Source organism: Pseudomonas sp. RGB (genome assembly GCF_007713445.1).
GTDB lineage: Bacteria > Pseudomonadota > Gammaproteobacteria > Pseudomonadales > Pseudomonadaceae > Aquipseudomonas.
In genome coordinates this window covers 19,969-41,271 of sequence record NZ_VMSH01000004.1, presented here as the reverse complement: position 1 = coordinate 41,271, position 21,303 = coordinate 19,969, and the positions used below count along the sequence as shown (strand labels likewise).

Annotated in this window: 18 protein-coding genes; 10 read left to right on the top strand and 8 right to left on the bottom strand. The window is 60.4% G+C overall.

The genetic code is table 11. From position 1 onward, the window contains the following. Entirely contained in the window at window positions 1-1,308 is a 1,308-nt protein-coding gene (gene efeB / locus FPT15_RS10000; RefSeq protein WP_145160467.1) for an iron uptake transporter deferrochelatase/peroxidase subunit, read from the top strand. A 26-nt stretch (window positions 1,309-1,334) separates the two neighbouring features. Beyond that, window positions 1,335-2,153 (top strand): iron uptake system protein EfeO, encoded by an 819-nt coding sequence (gene efeO / locus FPT15_RS09995; protein WP_145160465.1) that lies wholly within the window; start codon window positions 1,335-1,337, stop codon window positions 2,151-2,153. 765 nt (window positions 2,154-2,918) lie between these two features. On the opposite strand, the gene pssA is transcribed toward efeO, so the two are convergent. Continuing rightward, a complete protein-coding gene (gene pssA, locus FPT15_RS09990; RefSeq protein ID WP_145160463.1) occupies window positions 2,919-4,262 on the bottom strand; it encodes a CDP-diacylglycerol--serine O-phosphatidyltransferase in 1,344 nt (447 codons plus the stop codon). Between the two features lie 125 nt (window positions 4,263-4,387). Between pssA and FPT15_RS09985 the strand changes: the two genes are divergently transcribed. Continuing rightward, window positions 4,388-4,951: a TetR/AcrR family transcriptional regulator gene (locus FPT15_RS09985; protein ID WP_145160461.1), complete on the top strand. Its 564-nt coding sequence runs from the start codon at window positions 4,388-4,390 to the stop codon at window positions 4,949-4,951. A gap of 53 nt (window positions 4,952-5,004) precedes the next feature. Next, a complete protein-coding gene (locus FPT15_RS09980) occupies window positions 5,005-5,499 on the top strand; it encodes a nuclear transport factor 2 family protein (RefSeq protein ID WP_145160459.1) in 495 nt (164 codons plus the stop codon). Window positions 5,500-5,546: 47 nt separating this feature from the next. On the opposite strand, the gene FPT15_RS09975 is transcribed toward FPT15_RS09980, so the two are convergent. Next, window positions 5,547-6,704 (bottom strand): PQQ-dependent sugar dehydrogenase, encoded by a 1,158-nt coding sequence (locus tag FPT15_RS09975; RefSeq protein WP_145160457.1) that lies wholly within the window; start codon window positions 6,702-6,704, stop codon window positions 5,547-5,549. Between the two features lie 12 nt (window positions 6,705-6,716). Further along, window positions 6,717-7,031 (bottom strand): hypothetical protein, encoded by a 315-nt coding sequence (locus tag FPT15_RS09970; RefSeq protein WP_145160455.1) that lies wholly within the window; start codon window positions 7,029-7,031, stop codon window positions 6,717-6,719. 183 nt (window positions 7,032-7,214) lie between these two features. On the opposite strand from FPT15_RS09970, the gene FPT15_RS09965 reads away from it, so the two are divergent. Then, window positions 7,215-8,066, top strand: a complete 852-nt coding sequence (locus tag FPT15_RS09965; RefSeq protein ID WP_145160452.1) for a Ku protein — start codon at window positions 7,215-7,217, stop codon at window positions 8,064-8,066. Between the two features lie 24 nt (window positions 8,067-8,090). Then, window positions 8,091-10,601 (top strand): DNA ligase D, encoded by a 2,511-nt coding sequence (gene ligD, locus FPT15_RS09960; protein ID WP_145160450.1) that lies wholly within the window; start codon window positions 8,091-8,093, stop codon window positions 10,599-10,601. Between the two features lie 18 nt (window positions 10,602-10,619). On the opposite strand, the gene lpxO is transcribed toward ligD, so the two are convergent. Then, window positions 10,620-11,519, bottom strand: a complete 900-nt coding sequence (gene lpxO / locus FPT15_RS09955) for a lipid A hydroxylase LpxO (RefSeq protein WP_145160448.1) — start codon at window positions 11,517-11,519, stop codon at window positions 10,620-10,622. A gap of 255 nt (window positions 11,520-11,774) precedes the next feature. Then, on the bottom strand, window positions 11,775-13,118 hold the full coding sequence (locus FPT15_RS09950; RefSeq protein WP_256676434.1) for a Wzz/FepE/Etk N-terminal domain-containing protein: 1,344 nt from the start codon (window positions 13,116-13,118) through the stop codon (window positions 11,775-11,777). A 371-nt stretch (window positions 13,119-13,489) separates the two neighbouring features. On the opposite strand from FPT15_RS09950, the gene FPT15_RS09945 reads away from it, so the two are divergent. Beyond that, window positions 13,490-13,876, top strand: a complete 387-nt coding sequence (locus FPT15_RS09945) for a TIGR03067 domain-containing protein (RefSeq protein WP_145160446.1) — start codon at window positions 13,490-13,492, stop codon at window positions 13,874-13,876. A 137-nt stretch (window positions 13,877-14,013) separates the two neighbouring features. On the opposite strand, the gene FPT15_RS09940 is transcribed toward FPT15_RS09945, so the two are convergent. After that, window positions 14,014-14,826 (bottom strand): bifunctional 2-polyprenyl-6-hydroxyphenol methylase/3-demethylubiquinol 3-O-methyltransferase UbiG, encoded by an 813-nt coding sequence (locus FPT15_RS09940; protein ID WP_145160444.1) that lies wholly within the window; start codon window positions 14,824-14,826, stop codon window positions 14,014-14,016. 155 nt (window positions 14,827-14,981) lie between these two features. Between FPT15_RS09940 and FPT15_RS09935 the strand changes: the two genes are divergently transcribed. The 3 genes from FPT15_RS09935 to FPT15_RS09925 all read left to right on the top strand — a co-directional run bounded on the left by FPT15_RS09935 (window position 14,982) and on the right by FPT15_RS09925 (window position 19,418). Continuing rightward, complete coding sequence (locus FPT15_RS09935; RefSeq protein ID WP_145161202.1) at window positions 14,982-16,220, top strand: MFS transporter; 1,239 nt, start codon at window positions 14,982-14,984, stop codon at window positions 16,218-16,220. 142 nt (window positions 16,221-16,362) lie between these two features. Next, window positions 16,363-17,949, top strand: coding sequence for an ABC-F family ATPase (locus tag FPT15_RS09930; protein WP_106577981.1), 1,587 nt, complete (start codon window positions 16,363-16,365; stop codon window positions 17,947-17,949). A 293-nt stretch (window positions 17,950-18,242) separates the two neighbouring features. Next, the gene (locus tag FPT15_RS09925) at window positions 18,243-19,418 is read left to right on the top strand and encodes an MFS transporter (protein ID WP_145160442.1); all 1,176 of its coding nucleotides are present in this window, start codon (window positions 18,243-18,245) and stop codon (window positions 19,416-19,418) included. Here FPT15_RS09925 and FPT15_RS09920 read toward each other — a convergent pair. Together FPT15_RS09920 and FPT15_RS09915 are read right to left on the bottom strand one after the other, a co-directional pair. Further along, a complete protein-coding gene (locus tag FPT15_RS09920) occupies window positions 19,412-20,449 on the bottom strand; it encodes a dienelactone hydrolase (protein ID WP_145160441.1) in 1,038 nt (345 codons plus the stop codon). The two genes, FPT15_RS09925 and FPT15_RS09920, sit on opposite strands and share 7 nt — an antisense overlap. A 240-nt stretch (window positions 20,450-20,689) precedes the next feature. Further along, window positions 20,690-21,301: an FMN-dependent NADH-azoreductase gene (locus tag FPT15_RS09915; protein ID WP_145160439.1), complete on the bottom strand. Its 612-nt coding sequence runs from the start codon at window positions 21,299-21,301 to the stop codon at window positions 20,690-20,692. Window positions 21,302-21,303: the final 2 nt, after the last annotated feature.

Genomic DNA, 21,303 nt, shown 5'->3' with positions numbered 1-21,303 from the left:
ATGAGTGATTCAGAACAGTTTTGCCCGCAACGTCGCCGTGTCCTGCTGGGCATGGCGGCCACCGGCGCCGCGATTGCCGGCAGCAGCTTGAGCTGCCCGGCCATGGCGGCGGCTGCGGCCGAGCAAGTCACCACTGCACCGCGCAGTGACAAGACGCAGGACCACCACGATTTTTTCGGCAAGCACCAGAGCGGCATCGTCACCCCACGCCCGGCCTGCGGCATGCTGGTGGCGTTTGACGTACTGGCCAGTGACCGCGAAGACCTGGAGCGTCTGTTTCGCACATTGAACGAGCGCATCAGCTTCCTGATGACCGGCGGCACCGTGCCGCAAGTCGATCCGAAACTGCCACCTACCGATTCCGGCATTCTGGGCCCGGTGGTCACGCCGGATAACCTGACCATCACCGTGTCCGTCGGCGAGTCGCTGTTCGATGAGCGCTTCGGCCTCACCGCCGTCAAACCCAAGCGCCTGAGCCGCATGGTTGGTTTCCCCAACGACGCATTGGAGCCGGCGCAGTGCCACGGCGACCTGAGCCTGCAGTTCAGCTCAAACACCCCGGACACCAATATCCACGCCCTGCGCGACATCGTCAAAAACCTGCCGGACCTGCTGCTGGTGCGCTGGAAACAGGAAGGCAGCGTGCCGCCGCAAGCGCCGGCCAAACCCGGCGAGCCTGCGCAGAGCGCGCGTAATTTTCTCGGTTTCCGTGACGGTTCGGCCAACCCGAACTCCAACGACGACAAGGCCATGGACCAGATTGTCTGGGTGCAGCCCGGCAGCGACGAGCCCGCCTGGGCCGCCAACGGCAGCTACCAGGCCGTGCGCATCATCCGCAATTTCGTCGAGCGCTGGGACCGTACCCCGCTGCAAGAGCAGGAAAGCATTATCGGGCGCATCAAACCCACCGGCGCGCCCATGGATGGCGACAAGGAAAGCCAGGTTCCCGACTACAGCAAGGACCCGGAAGGCAAGCTGACCAAGCTCGATGCCCACATCCGCCTGGCCAACCCGCGCACCCCGCAGACTCAGGCCAACCTGATCCTGCGTCGGCCGTTCAACTACTCCAACGGCGTCAACAAAAACGGTCAGCTGGACATGGGGCTGTTGTTCATCTGCTACCAGGCTGACCTGGAGAAAGGCTTCATCAGCGTGCAAACCCGGCTCAACGGCGAGCCTCTGGAGGAATACCTCAAGCCGGTCGGCGGCGGGTACTTCTTCACCTTGCCGGGGGTCACAGGGCCCAAGGATTTCATCGGGCGCACGCTACTCGCTGCAACGCACCCTCAAACCACTGCCAACACCTAAAACAAACCAGAGCGGAAAAACGTCCCATGAAGAAGTCGACTATCGCGTTGTCGTTGTTAATGACCCTCTCACCGCTGGCAGCATTCGCCGCTACCGCGCCTCTGGACCTGGTAGGCCCGGTGTCGGACTACAAGATCTACGTCACCGAAGAAATCGGTGAGCTGGTCACCCAGACCAAGGCGTTCACCGACGCCATCAACAAGGGCGACCTGGCCACCGCCCAGAAGCTCTACGCCCCGACCCGTGTTCACTATGAGTCCATCGAGCCGATCGCCGAGCTGTTCAGCGACCTCGACGCCTCCATCGACTCGCGCGTTGACGACCACGAAAAAGGCGTGACCGCCGAAGACTTCACGGGCTTCCACCGCATCGAGTACGTGCTGTTCTCCGAGAAGACCACCAAAGGCCTCGAAGCGCTGACCGCCAAACTCAACACTGACGTCAACGACCTGAAAACCCGGGTTGACGGCCTGACCTTCCCACCTGAGAAAGTCGTCGGCGGTGCTGCTGCCCTGCTGGAAGAAGTGGCCGCCACCAAGATTTCCGGTGAGGAAGATCGTTACAGCCACACCGACCTGTATGACTTCCAGGGCAACATCGACGGCGCGAAGAAAATCGTCGACCTGTTCCGCGGCCAGATCGAGAAGCAAGACAAGGTCTTCCTGACCAAAGTCGACAAGAACTTCGCTGCCGTGGACAAGATTCTGGCGAAGTACAAAACCAAGGATGGCGGCTTCGAGACGTACGACAAAGTGAAGGAAAACGACCGCAAGGCGCTGGTGGGCCCGGTCAACACCTTGGCTGAAGACCTGTCGACCCTGCGCGGCAAGCTCGGCCTGAACTGATAAAAAGCCCCAGGCCCTGCACTCGTGCAAGTGCAGGGCCTGGGACTGCTTCAGCCTCGTGTCGGGTTTGACTGACTAGACGGCCATTGGGGTTGTCGATTTGAAGTCAGGCAATGGCGTGGCATCCGCCCTCCCCGTTTTTGGATTGATCGCATACCAGAAGCCATTGACTCTGGACGCGACCACCGCGATTCCCTGGCTGGTTCCAGCCACGCCCGTCGGCGCAGGCGCTGGGACGGGATCCCACCCTCCCGCGAACCAGTACGCCCTCAACTTCTCCTCAACGGTGAGCAAGTGTGGCGCTGTCTTGCCCAGCATCGAAGCATAGGCCCTTGATGGCGGCATTTACCAGTTGCGCATAGCCGTCCGCCGGATTCATCACCGCACTGGGCATGCAGCATTGCTGAGCGCGTCAATGAATGGCCGGATCGAGGCGTTACGAGGAATGGGCTGGTCGTTGATGTCGCCAGTCATCAACCAGTGAATGAGGGTTTGTTGCCGTTTTCCATCCGCTCTGCGCGCGTCGATGTGCTGCAGAAAGCCTCGGCCTGCGCGCTCAGCTTCGGCCGAGTGGCCAGCACTGGTCGATGAGCTTTCGCGTTTGTAGCGCAGTGCGGCCTGTTCAAACCTGGCTTGCGTCAGTTGCCCGTCCAGTCGGCGTGGCGTGCCTGCAAGTGCCGCATGTTCAGCGTTGCGGGACTGGCCTGAGGGGTGGGTGCGGCCGGGCCGGAATCAGGCCCGGCTGCTGCTCTACGCCATGAGGGTTCACAAGATGCGATAAAGCAACCGCTCGATGCGCACGCGGCTGACCCGTCGCAGGAACTTGCCAACAGCCGGCGGATAGTCCACCAGGGTCTGCAGCTGTTGATACCCTTCGATGCGCGTGGTGTGCTGGAAAATCTGCGCCAGTTCGGTACGCCGCGGCTCCAGCCACTGGCCGCGCGGGTCATCGATGAGCAAGGCGTTTTCAAGGTCGAGTCGGAACGCCCGTGGGTTCAGATTGTTGCCGGTGAGCAAGGTGTAGCGCTGGTCAACCCACATGCCCTTGAGGTGATAGGTATTGTCGCCGTCGCGCCACAGGTGCAGGTTCAACTGGCCGCTGTCGATCATCGGCTGATGACGTTTGGCGAAGCGGCGCAGGCTGATTTCATACAAGTAGGGCAACGCCGCGATCACCTTGAACGGCTCGCTGGGCGGGATGTAAAAGTCGTTGGCGGTTTTGTCGCCAACAATGATGTCGATTTTGACCCCGCGCGCCAGGGCGCGATTGATTTCCCGGGTCACCGGCAGTGGCAGGTTGAAATACGGCGTGCAGATAGTCAGCTGATGCTGGGCACTGGCGATCAACTCGAGGATCACGCGGTTTAGAGGGTTGTTCTTGCCGACGCCCAACAGAGGGCTTACCAGCATGTGGCCGTTGGGCAACAGCCCGGCAGTGGTGTCATACGCCGCATGCTTGAGGCGGCTGCGCAAGTCGCCGATATCGTTGCGCAGGCTGCGGGTGGTGGGCGGGTTCGGCAGGTCCAGGCGATGCACGGCCTTGGAGGCAATCAAGCCGTGCTCCAGCAAATGCTGCATCGAGTCGGCCAGCGCCTGGCTGTGGATCAGGTGGTAGCGGTCAAAACGGTACTTGTCGAACTTGTGCAGGTACACGTTATTCAAGCTGGCGCCGCTGTAGAGCACGCTGTCGTCGATCACAAAGCCCTTGAGGTGCAACACGCCGAACAGTTCACGGGTCTGCACCGGCACGCCGTACACCGGCACTTCACTGGCGTGGCGTTGGGTCATGGCCTGGTACCAGGCACTGTTGCCGGGTTGCTTGCCTGCGCCAATCAGGCCGCGCTGGGCGCGCAGCGAGTCCACCACCACCACGATGTCCAGCGCTGGCCGTGCAGCCTTGGCGGCGTGCAAGGCATCGTAGATCTCCTGGCCGGCTTCATCCTGCTGCAAGTAGAGCGCGACGATGTAGATGCGCCGCGTGGCCTGGGAGATTTTCTCCAGCAGGCAACGGCGAAACGCATCGGCGCCGGACAGCACGTCGATCGACTCGGGAGACAGTGGGAAACCACGCAGTTTTGGCAACAGGGAGCGTTTGAAGAACGACGGCATAAGGCTCGCAATGGGTCGAATCCGAAGAGGCCCCGAGCTTACACCATGGGGCAGCTCAGGTCTCGTCGCCCGAGATGGAAAAAAGTTAATTGACCATGGAGAACGATCGTTCTACTGTGCACGGCATGAATGAATCAATCAGCAATGACACCCGCGATATTATCCTCGATGTTACCGAGAAGTTGATCTATCGCCATGGCATCGCCGCCACCGGCATGGACTTACTGGTGAAAACCGCGGGCGTCTCGCGCAAAAGTATTTACCGGTACTTCGCCAATAAAGATGAGTTGGTGATTGCCGCCCTGCACCGCCGCGATGAGCGCTGGATGCAGTGGCTGCGCAGCGAAGTCGAACGCAGTGAAGGCAGTGGAGAACGCCTGCTGGCGCTGTTCGACGCGCTCAAGGCGTGGTTTGGCTCGGCAGACTTTCGCGGGTGCGCCTTCATCAACACCAGTGGTGAAACCGGCGACCCGCACGACCCGGTGCGCCTGCTGGCCAAGGCGCATAAACGCAAACTCTTCGATTACGCACTGCAACTGTGCAAAGCACATGGCACCCCCGACCCTGAACAGCAGGCTGCGCAACTGCTGATCTTGATCGACGGCGCCATTACCGTTGCCCTGGTGATGGGTGATTCAACAGCTGCTGATAATGCGCAATGCATGGCGCGAACGTTATTGCAACTTTGAACGCATCAACTGCGCAACTTTCGATAGACCTCATTGTTTTCAGGAGCTGCCCCATGTCATCCAAGGCACCGTCATCCGACACAGAAGTTCGCCCGCCGCTGCCACCGTTTACCCGCGAGTCGGCCATCGAAAAGGTTCGCCTGGCCGAAGACGGTTGGAATTCGCGCGACCCGCACCGCGTGTCGCTGGCCTACACACCGAACACGCAATGGCGCAATCGCGCTGAATTTGCGCACAACCGCGAAGAGGCCAAGGGTTTTCTGACCCGCAAGTGGGCCAAGGAGCTGGACTATCGGTTGATCAAGGAATTGTGGGCCTTCACCGGTAACCGTATCGCCGTGCGCTATGCCTACGAATGGCACGACGATTCCGGCAACTGGTTCCGCTCCTACGGCAATGAGAACTGGGAGTTCGACGAGAACGGTCTAATGGCCAACCGCTTTGCCTGCATCAATGACCTGCCGATCAAGGCCAGCGAACGCAAGTTTCACTGGCCGCTGGGCCGGCGCCCGGATGATCATCCGGGGCTGTCCGACCTCGGGCTTTAAGCCGGTTGCCATGCAAAATGTGGGAGCGGGCAACCCCGCTCCCGCATTCAGTCCTGGTTCAGGCCGACCCGATACAGCACACCGTTATCCTCATCAGTCAGCACATACAGAAACCCATCCGGCCCCTGCCGCACATCGCGGATGCGCGCTTTCAAACCTGCGAGCAAACGCTCTTCATGGATCACCTTGTCACCGTCGAACTGCAGGCGGATTAACTCCTGGCTGGCCAATGCGCCAATGAACAGGTTGTGCTGCCACGCCTTGAAGCGGTCGGCGTCATAAAACGCCATGCCACTGATCCCCGGTGATTTCTCCCAGACGTGATGAGGCGCCACGGTGCCTTCCACCGTCTTGCCCTTGGCCTCGGGAATCGGTGTCAGCGAATAATTGATGCCGTGGGTCGCCAATGGCCAACCGTAATTCTTGCCGCGCTCAATGATGTTGATTTCATCACCACCGCGTGGCCCGTGTTCGTTTTCCCAGATCGTGCCACTCCAGGGGTTCAATGCCAGCCCTTGCGGGTTGCGCTGGCCGTAGGACCAGATCTCGGGGCGTACGCCCTGCTGGCCTACGAAGGGGTTGTCCTCCGGCACGCGGCCGTCCGGGAAGATCCGCACCACCTTGCCTTGCAGTTTGTCCAGGTCCTGGGCGGTCGGGCGATCATTGTTTTCACCCAGGGTCACGAACAGGTAGCCATCGCGGTCGAAGGCCAACCGCGAGCCAAAGTGATTGCCGGTGGACAGCTTGGGCTCCTGGCGCAGGATCACGTTGAAATCCTTCAGGCCGCTCAGGTCATCAGCCAAGCGCCCGCGTCCGACGGCGGTGCCGGCCTTGCCACCCTCGCCGCCGCCTTCGGCGTACGACAGGTAGACCGTGCGGTCCTGCTTGAAGTCCGGCGACAGCACCACATCCAGCAAACCGCCCTGCCCTTTGGCCCACACTTGGGGCACGCCGGTCAACGGTGCAGAAAGCTTGCCGTCAGGGCTGACAAAACGCAGATGACCTGGGCGCTCGGTCACCAGAAAGCCTTGCTTGTCCGGCAGAAACGCCACTGCCCAGGGATGGTCGAGGCCTTTTACGATCGGGGTCGCGGTGATGCTGCCTTGTTCGCTCGGGAATTGCTGGGCATCGGCGGCGTGAACCGCAGCCAGTGGCAGCAGCGTGGTTGCGCAAATAGCGGCTAGAAGGGTTTTGCGTAGCAACATAAGACGGAGTCCTTACCGGCGATTGCCGTTGGCGTCATAGGTGGGGGCTTTGGTGTCGGTGGTGGGACGGCTCGGGGCGGCCTCACGCTTGGGATAGCGATTGCCAATGCCGCCGTTTTCCACGGTAGGTGCGGGGCTGGTCGGCCCGGTCTGAATCCCACGTATCGCCGGCGCATTGGGCTGGGTGCCCTGCATGCTGTTGGGGTTGGCCCGATGAATAGGGCTGTTGTTGGAGTCGTAGCTGCCAGGCAGGTTTTGCGCCTGGGCCAATGGCGTCAGCGCCAGGCCCAACGCCAGTACTGCAAGGTGACGCGCACAGCTGTTCATGACAAAGCCTCTCTGGGGCAGTGGTACGTGCTTTCGATAACACGCTACGCCTTGGGTTCGGCTTTCGACACTAAATAGTTTCTCATCAGGTGTAACACAATCTGTCCGCGCATCTGCTCGCCGAAACTTTTCCCGGCGCCTGTGAGTCACCAGAACACAGTCTCTTCTCAAGGAATTGCAGGCATGCCAAGGGCAATCTGGAAAGGCGCGATCAGCTTCGGCTTGGTCCATATCCCGGTATCACTGGTCTCAGCCACGTCTTCCCAAGGCGTTGATTTTGACTGGCTGGACAAACGCAGCATGGACCCGGTGGGCTACAAGCGCATCAACAAGACCACCGGCAAGGAAGTCACCAAAGAGAACATCGTCAAGGGCGTGGCGTTCGAGAAAGGCCGCTACGTGGTGCTCAGCGAGGACGAAATTCGCTCGGCGCACCCCAAGTCGACCCAGACCATCGAAATCATCGCCTTTGTCGCCAGCGACCAGATCCCGCTGCAAAACATCGACACGCCCTACTTCCTGGCCCCGGACAAACGCGGCGGCAAGGTCTACGCACTGTTGCGCGAAACCCTGAAAAAAACCGGCAAGGTGGCCCTGGCCAATGTGGTGCTGCACACCAAGCAGCACCTGGCGGCGTTAATGCCGCTGGAATCGGCGCTGGTGCTGGTGATGCTGCGGTGGCCTGCCGAGGTGCGCAGCCTGGACGAACTGGAATTGGGCAGCGACGTCACCAAGCCGAGCCTGGCCAAAGGCGAGCTGGACATGGCCAAACGCCTGGTGGAGGACATGAGCGCCGACTGGCAGCCCGACAAATACCGCGACAGTTTCCAGGACAAAATCATGGCGCTGGTGGCGAAGAAGGCCAAGGCCGGCAAGATCGAAGATGTGGAAAGCCAGGAAGGCAGCGAGGAGCGCAAATCGGCGGATGTCATCGACCTCACCGAACTGCTCAAGCGCAGCCTGGCCGGCAAGCCCGCCGCCAAGCCCACAACGAAAAAGCCTGCCGCGAAGAAATCCGCCAAAAAGGCCTCTTGAGCCCGCCCTTTGCTGGAGAACGACATGGCAAAGCCCCTGAGCGAATACAACCGCAAACGTGATTTCGGGATTACCGCCGAGCCAGCCGGCAGTGCGCCCGCGGGCAAACGCAAAGCCTCGGCGCTGTCGTTCGTGATTCAAAAACACGACGCGCGCAACCTGCACTATGACTTTCGCCTGGAGCTCGATGGCGTGCTCAAAAGCTGGGCGGTGCCCAAAGGCCCCAGCCTGGACCCCACCCAGAAACGCCTGGCGGTGCACGTTGAAGATCACCCGCTCAGCTATGGCAATTTCGAGGGAAACATTCCGGCGGGGCAATACGGCGCGGGCGATGTGATCGTGTGGGACCGCGGTGTCTGGCAGCCCCATGAAGACCCGCACAAGGCCTACGCGGCCGGCAAACTCAAGTTCACCTTGGTCGGCGAAAAACTCTCCGGCGACTGGGCCCTGGTGCGCACCCGTCTTAAAGGCAGCGGCGACAAGGAACAGTGGCTGCTGATCAAGGAAAAGGACCAGCAGGCGCGCCCCTCCAATGACTACGACATCGTCGAGGCCGAGCCCAAAAGCGTGCTCAGCGACGCCTCGGTCGGCAAATCCAGGCCGCCGGCAAAACGCCAGAAAGCCTCGGCCGCTAAAAAAGCCCCCGTCGCCAAACGCGCCGAGGCCTTGCCCGAGCAATTTGCCCCGCAGTTGGCGACCCTGGTCGATCGCGCGCCCGAAGGTGACTGGCAATACGAAATCAAGTTCGACGGCTACCGCATGCTGGCGCGCATTCGCGACGGTGAAGTGCGTCTGTTCACCCGCAACGGCAATGACTGGACCGACCGCCTGCCGCGTCAGGTCAAAGCGCTGCAAACCCTCAAGCTCAAGGACAGCTGGCTCGACGGTGAAGTGGTCAGCCTCAATGGCGAGGGGTTGCCGGACTTCCAGGCGCTGCAAAATGCCTTCGACATCGGCCGCAGCCTGGACATCGTGTATTACCTGTTCGACGCGCCCTTTCTCGACGGCCAGGATCAGCGCAGCGCACCGGTACAAGAGCGCCGCGCTGCGCTCAAAGCCGCGCTGTCCGCAAGCCGCAGCAAACTGCTGCGGTTCTCCGAAGCCTTCGCCGCCAACCAGCGCGACATTTTCGAGAGCGCCTGCGACCTGGCGCTGGAGGGCGTGATCGGCAAGCGCGTCGGCAGCCCATATGTGTCGAGCCGCAATGCCGACTGGATCAAACTCAAATGCCGTTTGCGCCAGGAGTTTGTGATCATCGGTTACACGCGGCCTCAGGGCTCGCGCAGTGGCTTTGGCGCGCTGTTGCTGGCTGTCAATGACGATTCCGGGCTGGTCTATGCCGGGCGCGTCGGTACCGGATTTGATCAGGCATCGTTGAAGGCTATCTATGCACAGCTCACGGCCCTGGAACGCAAGACCTCGCCGCTGCACAAGCCGCTGACCAGCGCCCAGGCGCGCGGCGTGCACTGGGTGGAACCTCAGTTGGTTGGTGAGGTGAATTTTGCCGAGTGGACCCGCGAAGGCGTCGTGCGCCAAGCATCATTTATTGCGTTGCGCACCGACAAGCCGGTGGCGCAGATCATTCACGAGTTACCGCGCAAAGCCACGTCCGTCACCAAAGCGGCCCCCAAGGCCAAAAAGGTCAGCAGCGGCGTGACCATCACGCACCCTGACCGCGTAATCGACAAGCAGAGCGGTACGCAAAAACAGCAATTGGCCGACTTCTATCAAGGCATCAGCGCGTGGATTCTGCCGTTTCTGCAGCACCGCCCGGTGTCGCTGCTGCGCGCTCCCGAAGGAATTGAGGGCGAGCAGTTCTTCCAAAAGCATTCCGAGCGCCTGGCTATTCCGAATATCAAACAGTTGGACCCGGCACTGGACCCCGGTCATGCGCGCCTGCTGGAGATCGACACCGCCGACGCCCTGATCGGCGCCGTGCAAATGGGCACCGTCGAATTGCACACCTGGGGCGCGACTGTCGACAAAATCGAAACGCCTGACCTGTTCGTGCTCGACCTTGACCCGGACCCGGCGCTGCCGTGGAAAGCCATGCTGGAAGCGGCGCAACTCACGTTGTCGGTTCTGGATGAGATTGGGCTGCAAGCGTTTGTCAAAACCAGCGGCGGTAAAGGCTTGCACCTGGTGGTGCCGCTGGCGCGCCGGGATGGCTGGGACAGCGTCAAAGCCTTCGCCAAGGCCATCGCGCAGTTCATGGCAGCGCAGTTGCCGGAACGGTTTACCGCGACGTCGGGCCCAAAAAACCGCATCGGCAAGATCTTTATCGACTACCTGCGTAATGCACGCGGCGCGAGCACGGTGGCCGCTTATTCGGTGCGCGCACGGCCCGGCCTGCCGGTATCGGTACCGGTGAGTCGAGAGGAGTTGAATGGTTTGCGCGGCGCCCAGCAGTGGACCGTCGCCAACCTGCCTGAACGCTTGGATAAACTCAAAGCCGACCCGTGGGCCGGCTACGCCAATCGGCAGAAGATTACGAAGAAGATGTGGGACAAACTGGGCGCGAAACCACCCGCGTGATTCGCGCCCGGGCGGGTTTCAGATAAGGATAAAGATCAACGCCAGGCCGGCGAAGATCGCCCACTTTTCCAGGTAATAGCGCGCACGATTGCGCTTTTTCAGCTCTTTACCGCGCAGGCGAATCTTGTACAGGCGGGTGAACGCGCGGTTCAGGCCGCCGGTCTTGTCGCCATCATCATTGGGCGAACCGGCGGCCGCCATCACGTTACGGCTGAACCAACGGTTGAACGCCGCGGCCCAGCGGTATTTCATCGGCCGCTCAATGTCGCAGAACAAGATGATGCGGTTCTGCTGCGTGGTGTTTTCCGCGTAATGAATGTAGGTCTCATCAAACATTACTGGCTCGCCGTCGCGCCAGTAATAGCTTTCGCCGTCCACGTTGATGTAGCAGCCAGGATCGTTAGGCGTGTCCAGACCCAGGTGATAGCGGTAGGAGCCGGCGTACGGGTCGCGGTGGCGCACCAGCTTGGAGCCAGGCGGCAACTCGGCGAACATCGCTGCCTTGATCGAGCCAATGCTCTGCACCAGCTCGGTGGTGCGCGGGCACAGCTTCATCGCCGACGGGTGGCTGTCGCCGTACCACTTGAGGTAGAAACGCTTCCAGCCCGACTTGAAGAACGAATTGAAACCCACATCGTTGTACTGCTCGGAACGCTTGATCTCGCCCATGCGCATCAGGTTCTGGCCTTCCTGGCGGATTTCTTGCCAGTGCTCTTGCAACGGGCTCAGGTCGGGAAAATCGCCGGGCGACAAAAAGGGACGGCTTGGCTGCTTGGAAAACAGGTAAAGGAAGCAGTTGATCGGCGCAAGGAACGTCGAGTGATCGCTAAGCTGGCGGCCCAACTTGTGTCGCACCCGGCCACGCAGATGGACATACGCAATGGAGGCAACGTAGAGAGCAACAATGATGAGTTTCAAGGGATTCGTCACACGTCAGAAGAGAACAGGCTGCTCCTGCGTGCCCACAACGGCCGAGGATGGATAAGCAGCACCTGAAATCACGATTACACATAGGCGACTGGACGGGTTGGTTACAATCCGGACCAAGGCCATTGGCCGTTATTTAGCCACAGTTTGTAACCAAAGGTTAACTAAGAATTGTGAAAAGCTGTCCACAGACAGGCTCAAAGCCAGCGTGGGCCAGCATTGACGCTGGCCCATTGACAGTCGCGCTTATGGCAGCGGCTGATCGTCCGTAGGCTCACGGCGTGGGCGGCGGTCGGTCTCTTGGGTCACGTACGGTTCAGCCTTGCGATGCGTCAGCACGAAGTGACGGATCAATGCAGCCAGCACGCCTAGGAATAACCCCACGACCAGGCTCACCGCGACAATCAGCGATTTTTTCGGCTTGATCGAGGTCAGCGGCTCCTGAGCGCGACGGTCGATGGAAACCAGCTTCAGGTTGCTCATGTCGATGTTGAGGCCTTTCAAGCGGGCGATTTCGGCCCGCAGCGGCTCAACGTCTTGCAGGAAGATGTCCTCATTCCCACGCTTTCGCAGGACTTCAACTTCACGGTTGGTCTCAAGTAATTGCAGCTCTTTGCCAATTTCCGCGATTCGGCTATTGGTGAAGTCATCGCTGGTACGCTGTAGCAATGCGGTTCGCTCGGCTTCCAGAGCCTCGGTGCCGAGGAAATACAACGGAATCTTCTGGTTGTTGATCTCGGTGCGTACCACCTGGCTGGAACCAGCTCCTACGGTGTCGGCCATGGACGACGGCGTTGTAGGCTTTTTGATGCCCATGGATTTGGCGATCGAGATCGCTTCAGCCAATTCCGCCAAGCGATTGGTGCGCTCCATTTTCATCTGCAGGCGCAGCCCGCTGAGCTCATCCTGCAAGCGGGCGCGCTTGACCCGGTCAACTTCAAGCAGCGTGGCGATCTTCGATTCCTTTCCGGTATCATAGTTGGCGCGCGCCGCGTCAATCTTGCCTTTGAGCTCGGTCAAACGGTTATTGACGATGACCTTGAGGTCGGCGCCGACCTGCTCACGCTCCGCTGCAACGGCATAGTCGACAAACCCGTTGAGGATCGCGACTCCGTCTACACCCGCTGGGTATTGCATCTCCAGACGCACATAACTGCTCAACGAATCGGACTTCTTCGGGTCTGGCAGGATCAGGTTGATCGAGTTGCGGTTGAAGTCTTCAAAGCTCTGCTCAAGGCTTTGCCCTGGCTTCTGAAAGGCCCTGAACAGTTCTTCGTGGCTTTTGAAGAAACCCAGGCGGGCCCCATAGGAATCCATTTGGGCGCCGACCTTTTCCAGCGCATCGGCGGGTGGCAGCTTATAGATTTCGGAGCGGTTCAACGCGTCTAGTTCATTGATGGCTGCCGGGCGCAGCACACTGCTGACCTCATATGTCTTGGAAGCGAGCATTGCATAACCCGTCCCCAGTATTCCCGCCAGAATCGCACAACCCACTACCAGTTTTTTTTGCCGCCAAATGACTTGAAACAATTCAAACAAATCAATTTCATCTGGCGTTGCAGGCGAATTGAGCGGAGAAGTTCGATTCAAAATAAAAACACCTAAAAAAGACATCAAAAAGCCATCACCCCATTCAATCCGAACATAGGTTCGAATGACGGAGAGACCAGAGACAACGCCATGGCACAGTGACCAATGACACTCAGACCACACACTAATGCGAAAAATCCTACGCAATTATAGATTGTTTCTATTTCATGTCGATGACTATGCAGGGCCCTTGTGAATGTATGTCAGAGAATGTCACAAGCGTAGTCAATAGTTCAGTAAATCTGTGCCCGCTAGCGAGCAAACCCTTTTAGGTACATTTAGGTCACCACGCGGTTACAATTCGCGCCGTTAAAACGTTCGGCACTTAAGGTGCTCACCCCTCAATCCAGCCCCTGCAACAAGGAATGTGCATGCACTCTTTCTCAGATCCGGACTATCAAACTCTTCAAGGCGCTTGGGAGCAGACCGCCCTCGAAGACAGTGGCGTGCTCAACCCTGCCGACGCGCATAGCGCGCCGGGAGCAATCACGACGATTGCCGGGGACACGTTCGAAGTGAAGACGACCGAGGGCGAGGTATTGCTTGCGGGCCGGTTTACGCTGGACAGCAGCACTTCGCCCAAAAGCATCACCTGGGTGGATGCCATCGGCGAAGATGCCGGCAAGCCACTGCCCGCCAGCTATCGCCTGGACGGTGATGATTTTGTGTTTATCGCCGCCGATGCGGGCATGCCAAGGCCAAGGGTATTCAGCACGGAACCAGGGCAAACCATGCGCACTTTTGTGCGCAAAGGCTGATCGGCCGCCATCCGAACTTGCGACATGGTTTTCACACGGCCTTCACTTTCCGGCCTATAGGGTGAGGCCTACCTACTCCAGTGAATCACTTGGCCCGCCTCTCCTCGCGGGCTTTTTTTTGCGCGTGGGAAAACCGCTCAGGCGCAGCGCTTGGTGGCGGTCAAGGTGAAACACAGCGGCAATTGGGCCGGCTGATGGGCGTACTGCTCGTAGAGTTCTTCGCGGTTGCAGTGCGGGTATTCCTGCAGGTGCTCGATTTGCAGCTGCGCCGCAATTGCGCCACTCACCACGCTCCCCAGGGTATGCACGTACCAATAGGACGTCGGACCGGCAACCTCGCCCTGCCCTTCGTAGACAATCGACTGCTGCAGCACGAACGGATCGCGCTGAAAATATGAACTCACCGGCAGCAAGGGATTGGCAGCCCTCGGGTCAAACACCTCCAGAAACGGATGAGTTTCGTAGACCACCAGCGTGCCGCCGGGCTTGAGTGCACTCGCCACATGGCGCATGAACAGCGCCACATCGGGCATCCAGTTGAGTACGCCAATGGTCACCAGGGCGATGTCGAAACGCCCCAGCAGAGGTTCGGGCAGGTGATGGATATCGGCTTCAATGAACTCGGGGTCATGCGGCGACACCTCGGCCAATTCCCACGCCTGTTGCAGAAACGCCCGTGATTGGTCGACGCCCACCACACGGCGGGCGCCCAGGCCGAACAGTGACAGGCTTTCACGCCCGTTGTTACAGCCCAACTGCACCACGTCTTTACCGGCAACGCCGACGTCTTGCAGCAACGCCGTGATCGTTGGATCCAGGCACGAAAAGTCCGCCCGGGCGACCGACTCCAGCAGCGTCTTCCAAGTGGCGGTGTCTTTGTGCAGCCTGGCGGAGGCGTCCCAGGCGTCCTTGTTACGAGCAATCGCCTGTTGGGCTGAGGGCATCTCCATTTGCGTCTCCAGATCGTCATGACAGCGGGCTTCGGAAAATAAGCCAATTGCCCATCAGATAAAACCCTTTCGGGCGACGAAACTTCTATTTGAGCCCGTAGGTCTTTAGCCCAATGAGTGTCCATCCCCTGAACACCCTTAGCGAAGACAGCGCCGTGGCCAATCACTCCGACCTGCGTAATACCCTGTCCCTGGACGGCCTGAATTTCTTTCTGGCCGATGTACGTGACGGGCTCGGGCCCTACCTGGCGATTTACTTGCTGGCAGTGCACAAATGGGAGCCCGCCAACATCGGCGTGGTCATGACCCTGGCGGGTATCGCGGCCTTGATCACTCAGGGCCCGGCGGGCGCACTGATCGACCGCACGCGCAGCAAGCGCGCAGTGATCGCAGTGGCCGCCATCCTTGTCACCGTCAGTTGCCTGCTGCTGCCGTTTGTCAGCGCGTTCAGCTGGGTGGCATTGACTCAGGCGGCCAGTGCCGTAGCCGCCTCCGTATTCGCGCCGGCGATTTCGGCAATTTCCTTGGGGATTACCGGGCCGCGTGCCTTCACCCGCCGCACCGGGCGCAATGAAACCTTCAACCACGCCGGCAACGCCGTGGCGGCCTTGCTGGCGGGTGGCCTGGCTTATTGGTTCGGCCCGGTGGTGGTGTTTTACTTGATGGCCTTTATGGCCGTGGCCAGTGTCGTGGCGGTCAGTTGTGTCTCGGCGTCGGCGATTGACCACGAAGTCGCCCGGGGCTTTGATCCCGCGCACAGCAGCGATCATGAGCAACCCTCCGGCGTGAAGGTGCTGCTGAGCAATCGCCCGCTGCTGCTGTTCGCCATCTGCTGCGCGCTGTTTCACCTGGCGAACGCCGCGATGCTGCCGCTGGTCAGCCAGAAACTCTCGCAGATCAACCTGCAAATGGCCACGCCGCTGACCTCGGCCTGCATCGTCGCCGCGCAGCTGGTCATGGTGCCGATGGCCTGGCTGGTGGGCATTAAAGCTGACGTGTGGGGGCGTAAACCGTTGTTGCTGGCCGGCTTCCTGATTTTGCCGCTACGTGGCGTGCTGTATACCCTGTCCAGCGACCCGTATTGGCTGGTGGGCGTGCAGATGCTCGACGGCATCGGCGCAGGGATTTTCGGCGCGCTGTTCCCGGTGATCGTCAAGGACCTGACCCAGGGCACGGGTCGGTTCAACGTCAGCCTTGGCGCGCTGTCCACGGTGTTTGGCCTGGGCGCGGCACTGAGCAGCAGCCTGGCCGGTTTCGTGGTGCAACAGGCCGGCTACAACGCGGCCTTCCTGACGCTGGCGGGCGTTGCGGCCGCCGCCCTGGCTTTGTTATGGCTGGCAATGCCGGAGACATTGACGAAACCATCGCTCGCGCGCATTACAACTGTCGCCTGACATATGCGACAATGCGCGCCAAATTCCAACACACATCCAAAATTTTCTGCTCAGCGACCGGGTTTCGCGCCTTGATGTCGCTGTTGACGCATGCCTGAAGGCTCCTGCCGCCACGCTCGCAACCCATTGATAGGTAAAGTAATTGATCTCCACAGCTAACATCACCATGCAGTTCGGCGCCAAGCCGCTCTTCGAGAATGTCTCGGTCAAATTCGGCGCCGGCAACCGTTATGGTTTGATCGGTGCCAACGGTTGCGGCAAGTCGACCTTCATGAAAATCCTTGGTGGCGACCTGGATCCGTCCGGCGGCCAGGTCATGCTCGAGCCGAACGTACGCCTGGGTAAACTGCGCCAGGACCAGTTCGCCTACGAAGAATTCACCGTGCTCGACACCGTGATCATGGGTCACGAAGAGCTGTGGAAGGTCAAGGCTGAGCGCGACCGCATCTACTCGCTGCCGGAAATGAGCGAAGACGACGGCATGGCCGTGGCCGAGCTGGAAACCGAATTCGCCGAAATGGACGGCTACACCGCCGAATCCCGCGCCGGCGAGCTGCTGCTGGGCCTGGGCATTCCATTGGAGCAACACTTCGGCCCGATGAGCGAAGTGTCGCCAGGCTGGAAACTGCGCGTATTGCTGGCCCAGGCGCTGTTCTCCGACCCTGAAGTGCTGTTGCTCGACGAACCGACCAACCACTTGGACATCAACACCATCCGCTGGCTGGAAAACATCCTGACCCAGCGCTCCAGCCTGATGATCATCATCTCTCACGACCGTCACTTCCTGAACAGCGTGTGCACCCACATGGCTGACCTGGACTACGGCGAGCTGCGCCTGTTCCCGGGCAACTACGACGAGTACATGACCGTGGCGACCCAGTCCCGCGAGCAACTGCTGTCGGACAACGCCAAGAAGAAAGCCCAGATTTCCGAGCTGCAATCGTTCGTCAGCCGCTTCTCGGCCAACGCCTCGAAAGCCAAGCAGGCCACTTCCCGTGCCAAGGCGATCGACAAGATCCAGCTGGCCGAGGTCAAGCCTTCGAGCCGCGTGAGCCCGTTCATCCGTTTCGATCAGAACAAGAAGCTGCACCGCCAGGCGGTAATGGTCGAAAAAATGGCCAAGGGTTTCGACGGCAAGCCGCTGTTCAAAGACTTCAGCTTCCAGGTTGAAGCGGGCGAGCGTGTTGCGATCATCGGCCCGAACGGTATCGGCAAGACCACCCTGCTGCGCACCCTGGTCAATGAATTGACCCCGGACGCCGGCAGCATCAAGTGGACCGACGCCGCCGAGCTGGGCTACTACGCTCAGGATCACGCGCACGACTTCGAAGACGACGTCACCCTGTTCGACTGGATGGGTCAGTGGACGCAGGGCGAACAAATGATTCGCGGCACTTTGGGCCGCATGCTGTTCTCCAACGACGAGATTCTCAAGTCGGTCAAGGTGATTTCCGGTGGTGAGCAAGGCCGCATGTTGTTCGGCAAGCTGATCCTGCAAAAGCCGAACGTGCTGATCATGGACGAACCGACCAACCACTTGGACATGGAATCCATCGAAGCGCTGAACCTGGCGCTGGAAAACTACCCGGGCACGCTGATCTTCGTCAGCCACGACCGTGAGTTCGTATCGTCCCTGGCCACCCGCATCATCGAGCTGAGCGCCAACGGCGTGATCGACTTCAGCGGCACCTACGACGACTACCTGCGCAGCCAAGGCGTGGTGTTCTAAGTAACGTCACTGTAGTGAGCTGGCTTGCCCTGTGAGCTGGCTTGTTGTGGCGAGCAGGCTTGCCCTGCGTTGGGCTGCGAAGCGGCCCTAAAATCAAACACCGCGTTCTGCCTGGCAGAACGCGGTGTTTTTTATTGGGGCTGCTGCGCAGCCCAACGCAGGGCAAGCCTGCTCGCCACAAGCAGCCCGCTCACCACAATAAACCCAGCCATCAAACAAACTAGTTAGCCTGCTTCCTTTTCCCCCACGCCCTTGCCATCATGCCGTCACCGCCCGCCCGCGAACGAGTGACCATGCCTGCCACCGCCCCCAGTTCACTGTCGATCACCCTGCAGATCGTCTCCATCGTCTTCTACACCTTCATCGCCTTTATCTGCATCGGCCTGCCGATCGCGGTGATCCCGGGTTATGTGCATGAAAACCTGGGTTTTAGCGCGGTGGTGGCCGGGGTCACCATCGGTTCGCAGTACCTGGCCACCCTGCTCAGCCGGCCGATGGCTGGACGCATGTCCGACAATGTCGGCACCAAGCGGGCGATTGTGCTGGGCCTGGCCGGTATTCTGGTCAGCGGTGTGCTGACGTTTTTTGCGACGCTGGTCGAGAGCCTGCCCGCGCTGAGCCTGGGCATCCTGATCGTCGGCCGGCTGTTGCTTGGCGTGGCTCAAGGGCTGATAGGCGTGGGCACCATCAGCTGGTGCATGGGCGCGGTGGGCGTTGAACACACGGCGCGCTCGATTTCGTGGAATGGCATTGCCTCCTACGGCGCCATTGCGATTGGCGCGCCGCTGGGGGTGGTGATGGTGGCGGATTACGGCTACACCAGCCTTGGCATCGCTTTGACGGTGCTGGCGGCGCTGGGTCTGGTGCTGATCCGCAATAAGCCTTCGGTCCCCGTGGTACGCGGCGAACGACTGCCCTTTTGGGCGGTGTTCGGGCGCATTGCGCCATTCGGCACCAGCCTGTGCCTGGCGTCGATTGGCTACGGCACGCTGACCACCTTTATTACCCTGTATTACCTCAATCGCGGCTGGGCCGGGGCAGCGTATTGCCTGACGGTATTTGGCGCGTGTTTTATCCTGTCGCGCCTGGTGTTTATCTCCGCCATCAGCCGTTTTGGCGGGTTTAGTGCAGCGATTGCCTGCATGACCATCGAAACCCTGGGCCTTACGCTGCTGTGGCTGGCGCCCTCAACCGGGGTTGCGTTGATCGGTGCCGGGCTGACGGGTTTTGGCTTGTCGCTGGTGTACCCGGCGTTGGGCGTCGAAGCCATCAAGCAGGTGCCCAATAGCAGCCGTGGCGCCGGCTTGAGTGCTTATGCGGTGTTTTTTGATCTGGCCCTGGCGATTGCCGGGCCATTGATGGGCGCCGTGGCCCTGAACCTCGGCTACGGCTGGATCTTCTTTTGCGCCGCGCTGTTATCGGTCACGGCGCTGGGGCTGACCGTGTTGCTCAAGCGCCGCGCTTACTGATCGGCGGTCTGCATACCGGCGCGGGTCGCTTGGCCCAGCGTGTGGGAGAAGAAGCGCCCCGCTTCTGAAATCAGGTCGCGGTGGATGCCTTCGCGGTCGACGCCATCGGCATCCGTGCAGATCGCCGGCATCGCCACCAATTGGTCGCTGTCACACGGCGCCATGAACACGAAATGCCCGGCGCCCGCCAACAGTTTGAAATCCGGCGGCTCCGGCAGTTTGCGCGCCAGGGCAGCGGCGTTCTTGTCCACCGCCACCAGTTTGTCGCCGTCGCCGCTGTAGAGCAGCACGGGCACATGCACATCCGCCAGGGTATGGCGGCCAAACATCAGGCTCAACGGCGCCATCAGCATCAAGGCATGAATGCGCGGGTCGGCCTGTGGCTGCAAGTCGTCGCGATCCACCACCAGTTCGCCTTTGGTGGTGCACGCGTCGCGGTCCTCCGGGCGCTCCTGGCAATAACGGCGCAGGCGGTCGAAGTCCGGCTTGGCGCCGGCCAGGATCAACGCCGTTTCGCCGCCGGCGGAGTAACCGATCACGCCCACCTGATCGACGTTGACGAACGGCGACAGCATCGGGTCGCTGAGGGTGGCGGTGATCGCTTCGGAGATCTGAATAGGCCGGCCATACAGGTTGCTCACGGTGCCCAGGCGGCTGTGATCCTTGTAGTTGTCGCCGGGGTGCAATACGGCCACCACCACAAAGCCCTTGCGCGCCAAAGACGTGGCCAGGTCGTGCAGGGCCAGTGGCGTACCGGTGTTGCCGTGGGACAGCATCAGCATCGGGAAGCGGCCGATGGCGACCTTGGAGTCTTCGGTGGCGGCGACGTGATAGGCGCCCAACGCAGTGCTGTGTTCATCGTCGGTCGACGGATAAAACGCGATGGCCTTCATCGGCTGCTGGTCCAGCGGGTCGAGAAAGGTCATGCGATGGAAGCCCACACTCCAATGCGGGTGCGGCGCTGGGGCGGCGTGCACTGAAATCAGGCCACCGAGCAGGGAGAGAACCAAAACAGCACAAAGACGCATCATGGGGATGTCCACCTTTGCTGCGCGACCACGTCAACACCCGCGGCAGATCTATATGAAAAGTCCATGGTTCAAGGCGCTCACGGCGGGTGATAAACCCATGCGTGCATAACCTGGGCCAAAGTAGTGACAGCGGGTAAACGAAAAAACTCCGTACTCCGGTCGTTTTGAGGCGATCAGAATACAGAGTTTAGGCGCCCGACTTCAGATTGGAACCGAGCAGACGCGAAATTTACACAAGCCTTACGCGGCGGCGAACAATTGTTCGTTGATCATGGCGTTGGCGTCGCTCAGGGCTTTGCTGCGCACTTCTTCACCGTAGGCCAGGCCTTGGGCGCGGACGAACTCGATGTCGGTGATGCCAAGGAAGCCAAACACCAGCTTCAAATAGTCTTCGTGGCCGACGTTGCTTGCCTGACCGGCGTGCAGACCGCCCGCAGTCGAGACGATGATCAGCTTCTTGCCACCGCACAGGCCTTCAGGGCCGGCTTCGGTGTAACGGAAGGTCTGGCCGGCGACGGCGATGCGGTCGATCCAGGCCTTGAGCTGGGAAGGCACCGAGAAGTTGTACATCGGCGCACCGATCACCACCGCGTCGGCGGCGATGAATTCAGCCAGCGACGACGCGCTCAGTTCAGCCTCGTGCTGTTGTACCGCGTCGCGCAATTCAGCCGCAGTGCCCAGGGCGGCCAGGGTCAGGCCCGAAAAGTGGCTGATGCCTTCGCTTGCCAGGTCACGGTAAGTCACTTCCACACCCGGCTCAGCCGCTTGCCAGGCCTTGACCACACCAGCGCTGAGCTGACGCGAAGCCGAGTTGTCGCCGAGGATGCTGGAATCGATATGCAACAGTTTCATGC